Here is a 13,828-nt window from a genome sequence, read left to right on the forward strand (position 1 = left end):
CTGGGTGACCATCCAGACTACCCCGGGGCTCACCCCCGCAGCGCCGCCCGCAAACGGGGGGCGGACGCCTCCTCCCACACCCCCGGCAGCTCCCGCTCCCTGCGATCGCCCCGCGCCTCCTCCTGCCCGTACAGCAGCCCCCAGGTGAAGGCGGACTCGCCCGCCGCGTGGGCCTGGACCGCCAGGGCCCGCAGAGCCTCACGGGCCACCACGCTGTCCTGGTGGTCGCCGAGCACGTTCTGTACGGCCTTCATCCGCTTCGCGAACCGCTTCGCCGGCCCGCCGAGCGTGGGCCGGGCCGCCTCGGCCGCGTACCGGGCGCGCTTGGCCGCCTTGCGGGCGCTGTGGAGGGCCAGGTCACGCTCCTCACCGGGCGGGAGGGCCAGGGCGTGGTCGATCCGGCCCGCCAGCCGGTCGTAGACCTTGAGAACCGCCTTGGAGAACGCCTTGTCGGGTACCGCGCCGGCGTCCGGCCGCAGTGGCGGGTCGGCGAGGAGCGCCTCGATCGTCTCCAGCAGGGCCAGGTAGCGCGCGCTGTCGAGTACGGCGAGTGTCCGCTCGCGCGATCCGGCCCGCTGGGCGACGCTCCAGGTCTGGAGCCGGGCGCGTACGGGGCCGAGGAGCAGCGTCCCCGGCAGCGCGTCGAACCGCTCCCGCAGCCGCTCGTTCAGCACTTCGTGATCGCGGTCGATGCCCAGTTCCGCCGCGAGCCACTTGAGCTCCTCGCCGACCGGGTCGGTGACGGTCCGGTCGACGATCTTGCGGAACGTACGGAACGCGGAGCGCATCCGGCGGGTGGCGACCCGCATCTGGTGCACGGAGTCCGGCAGGTCGCGGCGGACGGCGGGGTCCTGGGCGATGATCGCGTCGGCCTGCGTGCGGAGGTAGGCCAGTACGTGGTCGCCCGCGGTGGCGGGCCCGGCCTTCTTCTCAGGCGCGCCCTTATGCTTCCCCCCTCGGGCCGACTTCCCGGAGCCGCCCCGCTTCCCGGAGCCGCCCCGCGCGGACGCCGCCTTCTTCGCCCCGGCCCCCACGGGCCCCGATGTCTCGGCCAGCGCCCTGCCCACCTTGGACGCCGAGGACGACGGGCGCAGGCCCGCCTCGCGGAGCCGCTTCTCCACCGCGTCGAGGAGCGCGGGATCGGCGCCGTCGGCCAGTTCCACCTCGACCTCGGTCCACGACGTGGCCACCACGGCCCTGCCCAGGCGTTCCGCGCGTACGGCATCGACGCTCACCTCGGCGAGCAGCGCGCCCTCCGCGTCGACCAGGTGGCCGAGAGCGCGGGAGGAGCGCAGCCGTACGACCGGGATCAGCTCGGCGTTGCGGACGCGGGAGCGCAGCAGGAGGGCCAGGTCACGCGGCACGGTGTCGGCGAGCGGCGCCTGGATCTCGTCGCGGATGCCGGTGGACACCGGGAATTTGAGGTGCCAGCCCGCGTCGTCGCCGCCCGTTCTGCGGCGCAGGGTGAGATGGTCGGCGGCGAGGCGCAGATCGGCGGTGTCGTAGTAGACGGCGTCGAGCTCCACGACGCCCTGCGCGGAGACGGACGAGACCCCGTCGACCTCACTCAGATCCGGCAGGTCCGACAGACCCGATGGACCCGATGGATCCCGCAGCCCGGACGGCCCGCCGCCCGCGGGGAACTCGTACTTCCGCTCGATCTCTCGCTTTGTGTCCGTCATGTACCGAATTTAGTCGCTGAGGCCGCCCAAGGGCAGCCCCAGAAGCCCATCCGACCGTACGGACTCCACATCGATCAGCCTGATCGGGCTGGTCTGGACGGTGGTCGGTCAGGCCGTTATCGGCCGCTGCACCCGGATCGACTGGAGCAGTCCCACGGCGATCCAGACCGCGAACATCGCCGTACCGCCGTACGAGACGAACGGCAGCGGCAGGCCCGCCACCGGCATGATGCCCAGCGTCATCCCGATGTTCTCGAAGGACTGGAACGCGAACCAGGCGATGATGCCGGCGGCCACGATCGTGCCGTACAGCTCGGTCGTCTCCCGCGCGATCCGGCAGGCCCGCCACAGGACCACTCCGAGCAGCAGCAGGATCAGTCCCGCGCCGAGGAAGCCCAGTTCCTCGCCCGCGACGGTGAAGACGAAGTCGGTCTGCTGCTCGGGCACGAACTGCCCGGTGGTCTGCGAGCCGTGGAAGAGCCCGGTCCCCGACAGTCCGCCCGAACCGATCGCGATCCGCGCCTGGTTGGTGTTGTAGCCGACGCCCGCCGGATCGAGTTCCGGGTTGGCGAAGGCCGCGAAGCGGTTGATCTGGTACTCGTCGAGCACCCCGAGCGCCGCGACCGCGACGGCGCCCGCCACACCGGCGCTGACCAGGCCGATGATCCAGCGGTTGGAGGCGCCGGAGGCGAGCAGTACGCCGAGCACGAGGACCGCCATGACCATCACCGAGCCGAGGTCCGGCATCAGCATGACGATGACCATCGGGAGGACGGCGAGGCCGAGGGACTTCGCGACCGTGCGGTGGTCCGGATGGGGCTGGTCCCCGGCGTCCACCCGGGCCGCCAGCATCATCGCCATGCCCAGGATGATCGTGATCTTCACGAACTCGGACGGCTGGAGCGTGAAGCCGCCGCCGATGACGATCCAGGCGTGCGCGCCGTTGATGGTGGCGCCGAGCGGGGTCAGGACCAGCAGGACCATGACCACCGAGAGCCCGTACAGCACCGGGACGGCGCCGCGCAGGGTGCGGTGCCCCAGCCAGATCGTGCCGACCATCAGGGCGAGCCCGATGCCGGTGTTGAGCAGGTGGCGGAGGAGGAAGTAGTACGGATCGCCCTGGTTCAGCTGGGTGCGGTTACGGGTCGCCGACCAGACCAGCAGGGAGCCCAGGAGCGACAGGGCCAGGGCCGAGAAGAGCAGCGGCCAGTCGAGTCGGCGCACCATCGAGTCGCGGGCGGCGAGCCGCGCCCAGGCGCCGCGCTCCGGACCGTATCCGGAGACCGAGAAGCCACTTGTACCGGCCATGGCTCAGTCCCTCCGGGTCGTCGTCGTGCCGGGTGGCCCGGCGAGCACCTGCTGGTCCGGCGGGAGTTCCCGCTCCGGCTCGTACGGCCTGACCTTCGGCGCGTCGATCGAACCGTCCGGCTGGATCTTGGGCAGCGCGACGCGCGGCTGGGGCATGAGCGCCTTCTTGACGTCCTGGTCGCCCTTGGCGTTGAGCCCGTACATCGATTCGTAGATCTTGCGGACGGCGGGCCCTGAGGCTCCGGAGCCCGTACCGCCCTGCGCGATCGTCATGACGATCGTGTAGTCCTTGGTGTACGAGGCGAACCACGAGGTCGTCTGCTTGCCGTAGACCTCGGCCGTACCCGTCTTGGCGTGCATCGGGATCTTGTCCTGCGGCCAGCCGCCGAATCGCCAGGCGGCGGAGCCACGGGTCGCGACACCCGCGAGGGCTTCGTCTATCTGGTCGCGCGTCTTCTGGTTGAACGGCAGCTTGCCGTGGGACTTGGGCGCGATCTCCTTGACCTGCTTGCCGTCGGCGCTGATGACCGCCTTGCCGACGGTCGGGTCGTAGAGGGTGCCGCCGTTGGCGATGGCCGAGTAGATCGTGGCCATCTGGATCGGTGTGACGAGGGTGTCGCCCTGGCCGATCGAGTAGTTCACGGAGTCACCGGCGCGCATCAGGTTGCCTTCGAGGCAGCCTTCGTAGGCGAGTTGCTGGACGTAGGTGCCGCCCTTCTTGCCCTGCTTGCACCAGCCGTCCTTGTTGGCCTCCCAGAAGTTCTGCTTCCACTCGCGGTCCGGGACGCGTCCGGCGACCTCGTTGGGGAGGTCGATGCCGGTCTCCTTGCCGAGGCCGAACTGGTGGGCGGTCTTGTAGAACCAGTTCTTGGCGTTCTTCTTGGGCTTGGTGCCGCCGTCCTTCTGCCACTCCTTGTGCGCGAGACCGTAGAACACGGTGTCGCAGGAGACTTCGAGGGCCTTGCCGAGGGTGATGGAGCCGTAGCCCTTGGACTCGAAGTTCTTGAAGACCTGGCTGCCGACGTTGTACGAGCTGGGGCAGGGGTAGTTGCCGTTGAACTTGTATCCGGCGTTGACGGCCGCGGTCGACGAGATGACCTTGAAGATCGAGCCGGGGGCCGCCTGGCCCTGGATCGCGCGGTTCAGCAGCGGGAAGTTGGACTTCTTGCCGGTGAGCCTGGCGTACTCCTTGGCGGAGATACCGCCGACCCAGGCGTTGGGGTCGTACGTCGGCTGGGAGGCCATCGCCACGACCCGGCCGGTCTTCGCCTCCATGACCACGGCGGCGCCCGAGTCCGCCTTGTAGCGCTCGTTGGTGTTCCGGTCCATCTCCTTGCGGGCGGCCTTCATGGCCTCGTTCAGCTCGTACTCGGTGACGGCCTGCACGCGCGCGTCGATGGAGGTGACGACGTTGGCGCCGGGCTGGGCCTCGTCGTTCTGCGCCTGGCCGATGACCCGGCCGAGGTTGTCGACCTCGTAGCGGGTGACGCCGGCCTTGCCGCGCAGTTCCTTGTCGTACGTGCGCTCCAGGCCGGAGCGGCCGACCTGGTCGGAACGGAGGTACGGCGAGTCGGTGTCCAGGGCCTTGGTGATCTCTTCGTCGGTGACGGGCGAGAGGTAGCCGAGCACCTGGGCGGTGTTGGCGAGGCCGGGCGCGGCGTAGCGTCGTACGGCGGTGGGCTCCGCGGTGATACCGGGGAAGTCCTCGGCGCGCTCCCGGATCTGGAGGGCCTGCTGGGTGGTGGCCTCGTCGGTGACCGGGATCGGCTGGTACGGCGAACCGTTCCAGCAGGGCTGGGGGGTCTTCGCGTCGCAGAGCCTGACCTTGTACATGACGTCCTTGGGCTTCATGTCCAGGACATCGGCGAGACGGGTGAGGACGGCCTTGCCGTCGTCCTTGGTCTTCATCAGCTCGGTGCGGCTGGCGGAGACCACGAGCCGGGTCTCGTTGTCGGCGAGGGCGACACCGCGGGTGTCGAGGATCGAGCCGCGGACGGCCGGGTCGACGACCTGCTGTACGTGGTTGTTCTTGGCCTCGTCCGTGTACTCCTGGCCGTTGCGGATCTGGAGGTACCAGAGCCGGCCGCCGAGGGTGAGGAGGAGGGAGAAGACGAGGACCTGGATGACGATGAGCCGGATCTGGACCCGCGGTGTCCGCCCGGTCTCCGGAATATTGCTCACTGCGACCCCCCACGGGCGGTACGGGTTGTCCGAGCGGTACGGGCGGTACGGGCCCGGGCGGTGCGGGTTGCCCGAGCGGTACCAGCTGTGCGGGTTGTCCGGGCGGTACGAGTAGTGCGGGCGGTACCAGCTGTGCGGGTTGTCCGGGCGGTACGGGCGGACGGTGCCTGGGCCGCGCGCGGAGGGCGGTCCGCGTACGGCACCGGGTCGTGCGGTGTCACAGTCGCTTGACCCCCTTGATCCGTCCGGCTCGTGCCGCGCGGTTCTTGGCCGCCTTCAACCGCAGCCCGCCGCGCTGGCCGCCGATCCGCAGGCCGGTGCCGGAGGTGAGCCAGCCGGCTGCGACATCGCCGCCGTTGCCGCTGTTGGTCTCGGCCAGCGGATCGTTGTCCGCGCGTCTGGCCAGGGCCATGATCAGTGGCACGGTGAACGGCGCGAGGAGCAGATCGTAGACCGCCGCGGTGAACAGCAGGCTGCCGAGACCGACATGGCGGGCGGCGGTGTCACCGACGAGGGCGCCCACGCTCGCGTACAGCAGGGTCGAGCCGAGCGCGGCGGCGACGACCGCGGTCATCGGGCCGAGTGCCGATCTCATCTGCCCCTTCTCGGGGCGGGCTAGCCCGGCCAGATAGCCGATCACACAGAGCACCAGGGCGTAGCGGCCCGCGGCGTGATCGGCGGGCGGGACCAGGTCGGCCAGCAGCCCGGCGCCGAATCCGATGAGGGCGCCGCTGACATGCCCGTACACGAAGGCCAGGGCGAGGACGACGAGAAGCATCAGGTCGGGGACGGCACCGGGGAGTTGCAACCGGGCCAGCACGGACACCTGGATGACCAGGGCTACCACGACCAGTGTGGTCGAGAGCAGAATCCGGTTGAAGCGCATGGGGATCAGCCCTACTCCTGCTCGTCTGCTTGGCCGTTGCCGGCGGCATCGTCATTGCCGGCCGCATCGGCGTTGCCGTTGGCGTTCGCGTTGGGGTCGACGGCGTTCACGTCGGCATTGGGATTACCGGCCGCTTCGCCTTCGGCGTTGGGGTCCGCGTCGGCCTCCGGCGAGGGGGTGACCGTGACGGTGACGGTCGGTGTGGGCTCCGCCTTGGGTTTGGGCGGCAGGACCGTGTCTCTCGGGTCCTCCCGGGGGGCCTCGACCACGACACCGACGATGTCCAGCTTGGTGAAGCCGACGAAGGGGCGTACGTAAAGGTTCCGGGTCAGGTCACCGCCGGACGGGTCGACCCGGACGACCTCGCCGACCGGGACTCCGGGTACGAAGGGCTTGTCCCTGCTGGATCCGAAGGTGACCAGCCGGTCGCCGTTCTTGATCTTCGCCTTGCCGTTCAGGAGCTGGACGGAGAGCGGGCGGTCGCCCTGACCGGTGGCGAAGCCCAGTTCGTCGGAGCTCTCCATGCGCGTACCGACGGTGAAGTCGGGGTCGTTGGCGAGCAGTACGGTCGCGGTGTTCGGGCCGACGGTGGTGACACGGCCGACCAGACCGTCACCGTTGAGAACCGTCATATCGCGCGTGATGCCGTCGTTGGCGCCGACGTCGATGGTGACCGTCCAGGAGAACCCCTGGGCCGCCCCTATGGCGATGACCTCGGCGCCCTTGATCCCGTACTGGCCCGCGCCCGCCTTGTGGAGCATCTTGTCGAGTTCGCGCACCCGGCTGCGGTTGCGGTCGTCGCTGCCGAGCCGCTGCTTGAGCGCGATGTTCTCGCGCTGGAGAGTGGCGATGCGATTGTGCCGCGCGCCGGAGTCCCGTACGGCTCCTATGGCATTGCCGACCGGATTGACGGCGGAGGCTACGCCGTTTTCCACCGGGCCGAAGACCGTCGCGGCCGCCCGCCGCGCGCCGTCGACCGGGGATTCCTCACCCCCACGGATATCCACCGTGATCAGCGCGAACGCGATGGCGATCAGCAGCACCAGGAGCAAACGGCTCTCTCGTGTGTCCCTCACGTGCGGCGGCCGTGCCTTCCTCGTAGGAATGATTCTGCCTGTATATCAACGATCCGCCGTACGGGAAGTTGAGGGCCCGTACGACGGATTCGGATATTCCGTCACCGGCGGGGCTGTGCGTCCAGTACCTGCTGGAGAGCCTCGAACTCTTCGACACATTTACCGGATCCGAGCGCCACTGAGTCCAGCGGGTCCTCGGCGATATGGATGGGCATCCCGGTCTCCCGGCGCAGCCGCTCGTCGAGTCCGCGCAGCAGGGCGCCGCCACCGGTGAGCACGATCCCGCGGTCCATGACATCGCCGGACAGCTCGGGCGGGCACTTGTCGAGCGTCGTCTTCACCGCGTCGACGATCGCGTTGACCGGCTCCTCGATGGCCTTGCGGACCTCGGCCGCGGAGATCACCACGGTCTTCGGCAGGCCGGAGACCAGGTCACGGCCGCGGATCTCGGTGTGCTCGTCCTTGTCGAGGTCGTACGCCGAACCGATGGTGATCTTGATGCTCTCGGCGGTCCGCTCACCCAGGAGGAGGGAGTACTCCTTCTTGATGTGCTGGATGATCGCGTTGTCCAACTCGTCGCCGGCGACCCGGATCGACTGCGCCGTGACGATGCCGCCGAGCGAGATGACGGCGACCTCGGTGGTGCCACCGCCGATGTCGACGACCATGTTCCCGGTCGCCTCGTGGACGGGGAGCCCGGAACCGATGGCGGCGGCCATGGGCTCCTCGATGATGTGCACCTGGCGCGCGCCGGCCTGGGTGGATGCCTCGATGACGGCACGGCGCTCGACGCCCGTGATGCCGGAGGGAACGCAGACGACGACCCGCGGGCGGGCCAGATAGCGCCGCTTGTGGATCTTGAGAATGAAGTAGCGCAGCATGCGCTCGGTGATTTCGAAGTCGGCGATCACGCCGTCCTTCAGCGGCCGGACGGCAACGATGTTGCCCGGCGTCCGGCCGATCATTTTCTTCGCTTCGGCGCCGACCGCGAGAATGCCGCCCGTGTTGGTGTTGATGGCGACCACGGACGGCTCGTTGAGTACGATCCCCCGGCCCCTGACGTACACCAGCGTGTTGGCGGTCCCGAGGTCGACAGCCATGTCACGGCCGATGAACGACATGTTGTTCCCCATGAGGATGCGTCTGGCCTTCCCAAATCGAGCATTGGCGACTTTTCAGGATGGCGAGGTGGGTGCTGCGGTTTGGAGGCTCCCATCGTAGTGCCGTCGGAACGCCGACGACGCGGTGGCCCACCTCAGTAAGGGTGACGAAGTGTCGGTGCGATGCGTTCCCGGAAGCGGCTCACATATACCCAAAGGCGACCGAATTCCTTCGGTCGCCCCAGGTCATCAGCTCCGTTTGGCTGACACTCGGTCAGGAAAGTCCCGGGAAGAAGAGTTTCAGTTCCCGAATGGCGGACTCCTCGGAGTCCGAGGCATGGATGAGGTTCTCCCGGACGATGGTACCGAAATCCCCCCGGATGGACCCGGGCGCTGCGGCGATCGGGTCAGTCGGGCCGGCGAGCGCGCGAACACCCTCGATGACCCGCTCGCCCTCGACGACGAGCGCGACGACCGGCCCGGAAGCCATGAACTCGACCAGCGGCTCGTAGAAGGGCTTGCCCTTGTGCTCGCCGTAGTGCTGCTCCAGCGTGTCCTGGTCGAGCGTGCGGAGCTCCAGCGCGGTGATGGTCCAGCCCGCCTTGCTCTCGATACGGCCGATGACCTGACCGACGAGCTTCCTCCTGACCGTGTCGGGCTTGAGGAGGACGAGAGTGCGCTGGGACATGGTGTGCGGCTCCTTGCAGGCAGGCGAACGGGTGCGGTGGAGTGGAGATTACCGGGGCCCTCCGAGCCGGCAGCACCCGGACCCTTTCCGGACAGGTCCTAGCCCGCCTGGGGCTGCCCCGCGTCGGTGTCCTCCGACTCGGCCAGGGCCGCCCAGCGGGCCTTCGCCTCGTCGATCGTGCGGCCGTAGTGGATCGACGCCCACCACAGCGCCGCGAAGACGGCGCCGAGGAAGAACATCGTGGGGACGACGAAACCGCTGGCGATCAGCGCGATCTGGAGCGCCCAGCCGAGCTGCAGCCCACCGGGGCGGGTGATCATCCCGCAGAGCAGCAGCGACACCAGCATGGCGACGCCGCAGACCGTCCAGACCGTGTTCACCGGCAGGTCGTCCGACTTCATGGCGACCAGCCCGGCGAAACCGATCACAAAGAATTCACCGATCAAGGTCGACGCACAGAGCGTACGCATCGGATTCAGCGCCTCCCCAGGAGCAGCCGGGCCTCGCCGACCGTGATCACGGAACCGGTCACCAGCACCCCGGCCCCGGCGAACTCGGACTCTTCCTCGGCGAGCGTGATCGCCGCCTCCAGCGCGTCGTCCAGGCGCGGCTCGACCTGGACCCGGTCCTCGCCGAAGACCTCGACGGCGACACCGGCCAGCGTGTCCGCGTCCATCGCGCGATGGCTGGAATTCTGTGTGACGACCAGCTCGGCGCAGATCGGCTCCAGCGCTTCGAGGACGCCCCGGGCGTCCTTGTCGTCGCTGGTTCCCACGACCCCGATCAGCCGGCTGAAGCCGAAGGACTCCGTGATGCCGTCGGCGGCCGCGCGGGCCCCGGCCGGGTTGTGCGCGGCGTCCAGCACCACCGTCGGCGAGCGCCGGACGATCTCCAGGCGGCCGGGCGACGAGACCGCGGCGAACGCCGTACGGATCGTGTCCAGGTCCAGCTTGCGGGCGTGCTGCGCGCCGATACCGAAGAACGCCTCCACGGCGGCGAGCGCCACCGCGGCGTTGTGCGCCTGGTGGGCGCCGTACAGCGGGAGGAAGATCTGCTCGTACTCACCGCCGAGGCCGCGCAGGGTCAGCAGCTGGCCGCCGACCGCGATCTCGCGGGCGACCACCCCGAACTCCATGCCCTCACGCGCGACGGTCGCGTCCACGTCGACGGCCTTCTTGAGCATCACCTGGGCGGCGTCCACCGGCTGCTGCGCCAGGATCACCGTCGCGCCCGGCTTGACGATGCCGGCCTTCTCCAGAGCGATCTCGCCGGGTGTGGACCCGAGCCGGTCCGTGTGGTCCAGATCGATCGGGGTGACGACGGCCACCGAGCCGTCGATGACGTTCGTCGCGTCCCAGCTGCCGCCCATGCCGACCTCGACGACCGCGGCGTCCACCGGGGCGTCTGCGAAGGCCGCGTACGCCATGGCGGTCAGCACCTCGAAGAAGGAGAGCCGGTACTCCTGCATGCCGTCGACCATCTCGATGTACGGCTTGATGTCCGCGTACGTCTCGACGAACCGCTCGGCGGAGACCGGGGCGCCGTCCAGGCTGATCCGCTCGGTCACCGACTGGACGTGCGGGCTGGTGTACCGGCCGGTGCGCAGCTCGAAGGCGCCGAGGAGCGACTCGATCATGCGGGCCGTGGACGTCTTGCCGTTGGTGCCGGTGATGTGGATCGACGGGTAGGCACGCTGGGGGTCCCCCAGCACGTCCATCAGCGCCGCGATCCGCGCGACGGACGGCTCCAGCTTGGTCTCGCCCCAGCGGCCCGCGAGCTCCTGCTCGACGGCGCGCAGCGCTTTGTCCACCTCGGGGTCCTCGGGACGGTCCGGAACACCGTCACCCTGTACGGGCCCGGCCTGGGCGCGCAGGGTGCGGCTGCCGGCCTCGATCACCGCGAGGTCGGGGTCTCGGTCGGTCTCGGCGTCGACGATCTCATCGAAGTCGTCGTACTCGCCGGGCTGGTCGGAAGGACGGGGCTCGCTCACGTGACCAGTCTACGGAGCACCACCGACAGCGGATCGGCCCCCGCCTCCGAAGGCCCTCACCAGTGCGTCGATCCCTCCTGACCAGCGCGGTCAGGAGGGATCGATCTCGTACACACGAACGCCGCGTAAGGGCTCCGCGGCCCCTGGGACAGGTCCCGTAAGCCCGGGTCCGTCAGCCCTGGGGCAGGTTCGCCACCTGCGCGGTGAGGCGCTCGATGTCCGCCTCCGCCTTGGCGAGCCGGCCGCGGATCTTGTCGACCACGTTGTCCGGGGCCTTCGCGAGGAACGCCTCGTTGCCGAGCTTGGCCGTCGCCTGCGCCTTCTCCTTCTCCGCCGCGCCCAGGTCCTTCGTCAGGCGCTTGCGCTCCGCCTCGACGTCGATCGTGCCGGACAGGTCCAGGGCCACGGTCGCCCCCGACACCGGCAGCGTCGCCGTCGCGTGGAAGGGCTCGCCCTCCGGCTGGAGGCGCAGCAGCTGGCGGATGGCCGCCTCGTGCGCCGCGAGCGACGTACCCGTCAGGTCCAGCCGGGCCGGGACCTTCTGGCCGGGCTGGAGCCCCTGGTCGGAGCGGAACCGGCGGACCTCGGTGATCACCTGCTGGAGGTGCTCGATCTCGCGCTCGGCCGCCGGGTCGCGGAATCCGCTGTCGGCCGGCCAGTCGGCGATGACGACCGACTCCTTGCCGGTGAGCGTGGTCCACAGGGTCTCGGTGACGAAGGGGACGATCGGGTGCAGCAGCCGCAGGGTGACGTCGAGCACCTCGCCGAGGACGCGTCCGGAGACCTTCGCGGGCTCGCCGCCCGCGAAGAACGCGGTCTTGGACAGCTCCACGTACCAGTCGAAGACCTCGTCCCACGCGAAGTGGAAGAGCGCGTCCGACAACTTCGCGAACTGGTAGTCCTCGTAGTACGCGTCGACCTCGGCGACCACGGCGTTCAGCCGCGACAGGATCCACCGGTCGGTGGCGGACATGTCGGCCGCGTCGGGCAGTTCGCCCTCGACGGTCGCGCCGTTCATCATCGCGAACCGCGTGGCGTTCCAGATCTTGTTGGCGAAGTTCCGGGAGCCCTGGACCCAGTCCTCGCCGATCGGCACGTCGACACCCGGGTTGGCGCCGCGCGCGAGGGTGAAGCGGACCGCGTCCGAGCCGTATGTGTCCATCCAGTCCAGCGGATTGACCGCGTTGCCGAAGGACTTCGACATCTTCTTGCCGAACTGGTCGCGGACCATGCCGTGCAGCACGATCGTGCCGAACGGCGGGGTGCCGTCCATCGCGTACAGGCCGAACATCATCATCCGGGCGACCCAGAAGAACAGGATGTCGTAGCCGGTGACCAGGACGGAGTTGGGATAGAACTTCTCGACGCTCGGGGTCTGTTCGGGCCACCCCAGCGTGGAGAAGGGCCACAGCCCGGACGAGAACCAGGTGTCCAGGACGTCCGTGTCCTGCGTCCAGCCGTCACCGGTGGGCGCCTCGTCACCGGGACCGACGCAGACGACCTCGCCGTCCGGCCCGTACCAGACGGGGATGCGGTGGCCCCACCACAGCTGGCGCGAGATGCACCAGTCGCGGAGGTTGTCGACCCACGCGAAGTAGCGGGGCTCCATCTCCGCCGGGTGGATCTTGACCTGTCCGTCCCGGACGGCGTCACCGGCGGCCTTGGCCAGCGGCCCGACCTTGACCCACCACTGCATGGACAGCCGGGGCTCGATGGTCGTCTTGCAGCGCGAGCAGTGTCCGACGGAGTGCGTGTACGGACGCTTCTCGGCGACGATGCGGCCCTCGGCCCGCAGCGCGGCGACGATCGCGGCGCGCGCCTCCATCCGGTCGAGCCCCTCGAAGGGACCCGGCACGGTGATGACGGCCCGCTCGTCCATGACCGCGATGTTCGGCAGGTCGTGCCGGCGGCCGATCTCGAAGTCGTTCGGATCGTGGGCCGGGGTCACCTTGACCGCGCCCGTGCCGAACTCCGGGTCGACGTGCTCGTCCGCGACGACCGGGATCGTACGGTCGGTGAGCGGCAGCTTGATCCGCTTGCCGACGAGGTGCGCGTACCGCGCGTCGTCGGGGTGGACCGCGACCGCCGTGTCACCGAGCATCGTCTCGGCCCGCGTCGTCGCGACGACGACGGAGTCGTCACCGTCGCCGTACTTCAGCGAGACCAACTCGCCGTCGTCGTCCTGGTACTCGACCTCGATGTCGGAGATCGCGGTGAGGCAGCGCGGACACCAGTTGATGATGCGCTCGGCGCGGTAGATCAGCTCGTCGTCGTACAGCTTCTTGAAGATGGTCTGGACGGCCTCGGACAGGCCCTCGTCCATCGTGAAGCGCTCACGCGACCAGTCGACACCGTCCCCGAGCCGCCGCATCTGTCCGGAGATCTGCCCGCCGGACTCGTCCTTCCACTGCCAGACGCGTTCGACGAACGCCTCGCGCCCCAGGTCGTGGCGGGACTTGCCCTCCTTGGCCAGTTCGCGCTCGACCACGTTCTGCGTGGCGATGCCCGCGTGGTCCATCCCGGGCTGCCACAGCGTCTCGTACCCCTGCATGCGCTTACGGCGGGTGAGGGCGTCGATCAGTGTGTGTTCGAAGGCGTGCCCGAGGTGCAGGCTGCCGGTGACGTTCGGCGGCGGGATGACGACGGCGTACGGCTCTTTGCCGCTCTTGGCGTCCGCTTCGAAGTAACCGCGGTCTACCCAGCGCTCGTACAGCTTCCCCTCCACCTCGGCCGGAACGTACTGGGTCGGCAGTTCGGGGTTGCTGGCTGGCTGCTGCTGAGCGTTGTCGGTCACGCGGTTCAGTTTAGAGGTGTCACAGCCCCGTATTGAAACGAGATGTTCGGTAACGGTGCGGCCCCCGATGACCGGGGCGCTCGCTCCTTCCGTCAGGATGTTCGAAGCGCATAAACATTACGA

The 13,828-nt window shown here is 69.2% G+C and carries 10 protein-coding genes; all 10 read right to left on the minus strand.

The window, feature by feature from the left end; genetic code table 11:
* Positions 1 to 29: 29 nt before the first annotated feature.
* Positions 30 to 1,682, minus strand: a complete 1,653-nt coding sequence (locus tag ACIQD6_RS31880; RefSeq protein WP_401889324.1) for a CHAD domain-containing protein — start codon at positions 1,680 to 1,682, stop codon at positions 30 to 32.
* A 108-nt stretch (positions 1,683 to 1,790) separates the two neighbouring features.
* Positions 1,791 to 2,990: a rod shape-determining protein RodA gene (rodA, locus tag ACIQD6_RS31885; RefSeq protein WP_401889327.1), complete on the minus strand. Its 1,200-nt coding sequence runs from the start codon at positions 2,988 to 2,990 to the stop codon at positions 1,791 to 1,793.
* A gap of 3 nt (positions 2,991 to 2,993) precedes the next feature.
* A complete protein-coding gene (gene mrdA, locus ACIQD6_RS31890; protein WP_401889330.1) occupies positions 2,994 to 5,171 on the minus strand; it encodes a penicillin-binding protein 2 in 2,178 nt (725 codons plus the stop codon).
* A gap of 217 nt (positions 5,172 to 5,388) precedes the next feature.
* Entirely contained in the window at positions 5,389 to 6,057 is a 669-nt protein-coding gene (gene mreD / locus ACIQD6_RS31895; protein WP_401889332.1) for a rod shape-determining protein MreD, read from the minus strand.
* An 11-nt stretch (positions 6,058 to 6,068) separates the two neighbouring features.
* A complete protein-coding gene (mreC, locus tag ACIQD6_RS31900) occupies positions 6,069 to 7,133 on the minus strand; it encodes a rod shape-determining protein MreC (RefSeq protein WP_401889335.1) in 1,065 nt (354 codons plus the stop codon).
* 101 nt (positions 7,134 to 7,234) lie between these two features.
* Positions 7,235 to 8,254, minus strand: a complete 1,020-nt coding sequence (locus tag ACIQD6_RS31905; RefSeq protein ID WP_030352375.1) for a rod shape-determining protein — start codon at positions 8,252 to 8,254, stop codon at positions 7,235 to 7,237.
* Positions 8,255 to 8,507: 253 nt separating this feature from the next.
* The gene (ndk, locus tag ACIQD6_RS31910; RefSeq protein WP_401889338.1) at positions 8,508 to 8,921 is read right to left on the minus strand and encodes a nucleoside-diphosphate kinase; all 414 of its coding nucleotides are present in this window, start codon (positions 8,919 to 8,921) and stop codon (positions 8,508 to 8,510) included.
* 98 nt (positions 8,922 to 9,019) lie between these two features.
* Entirely contained in the window at positions 9,020 to 9,391 is a 372-nt protein-coding gene (locus ACIQD6_RS31915) for a DUF4233 domain-containing protein (RefSeq protein WP_401889341.1), read from the minus strand.
* Between the two features lie 5 nt (positions 9,392 to 9,396).
* A complete protein-coding gene (locus ACIQD6_RS31920) occupies positions 9,397 to 10,911 on the minus strand; it encodes a bifunctional folylpolyglutamate synthase/dihydrofolate synthase (RefSeq protein WP_401889342.1) in 1,515 nt (504 codons plus the stop codon).
* 172 nt (positions 10,912 to 11,083) lie between these two features.
* Positions 11,084 to 13,705, minus strand: a complete 2,622-nt coding sequence (locus ACIQD6_RS31925; RefSeq protein WP_401889344.1) for a valine--tRNA ligase — start codon at positions 13,703 to 13,705, stop codon at positions 11,084 to 11,086.
* Positions 13,706 to 13,828: the final 123 nt, after the last annotated feature.

It is taken from the genome of Streptomyces sp. NPDC088400, from assembly GCF_044753355.1.
GTDB lineage: Bacteria > Actinomycetota > Actinomycetes > Streptomycetales > Streptomycetaceae > Streptomyces.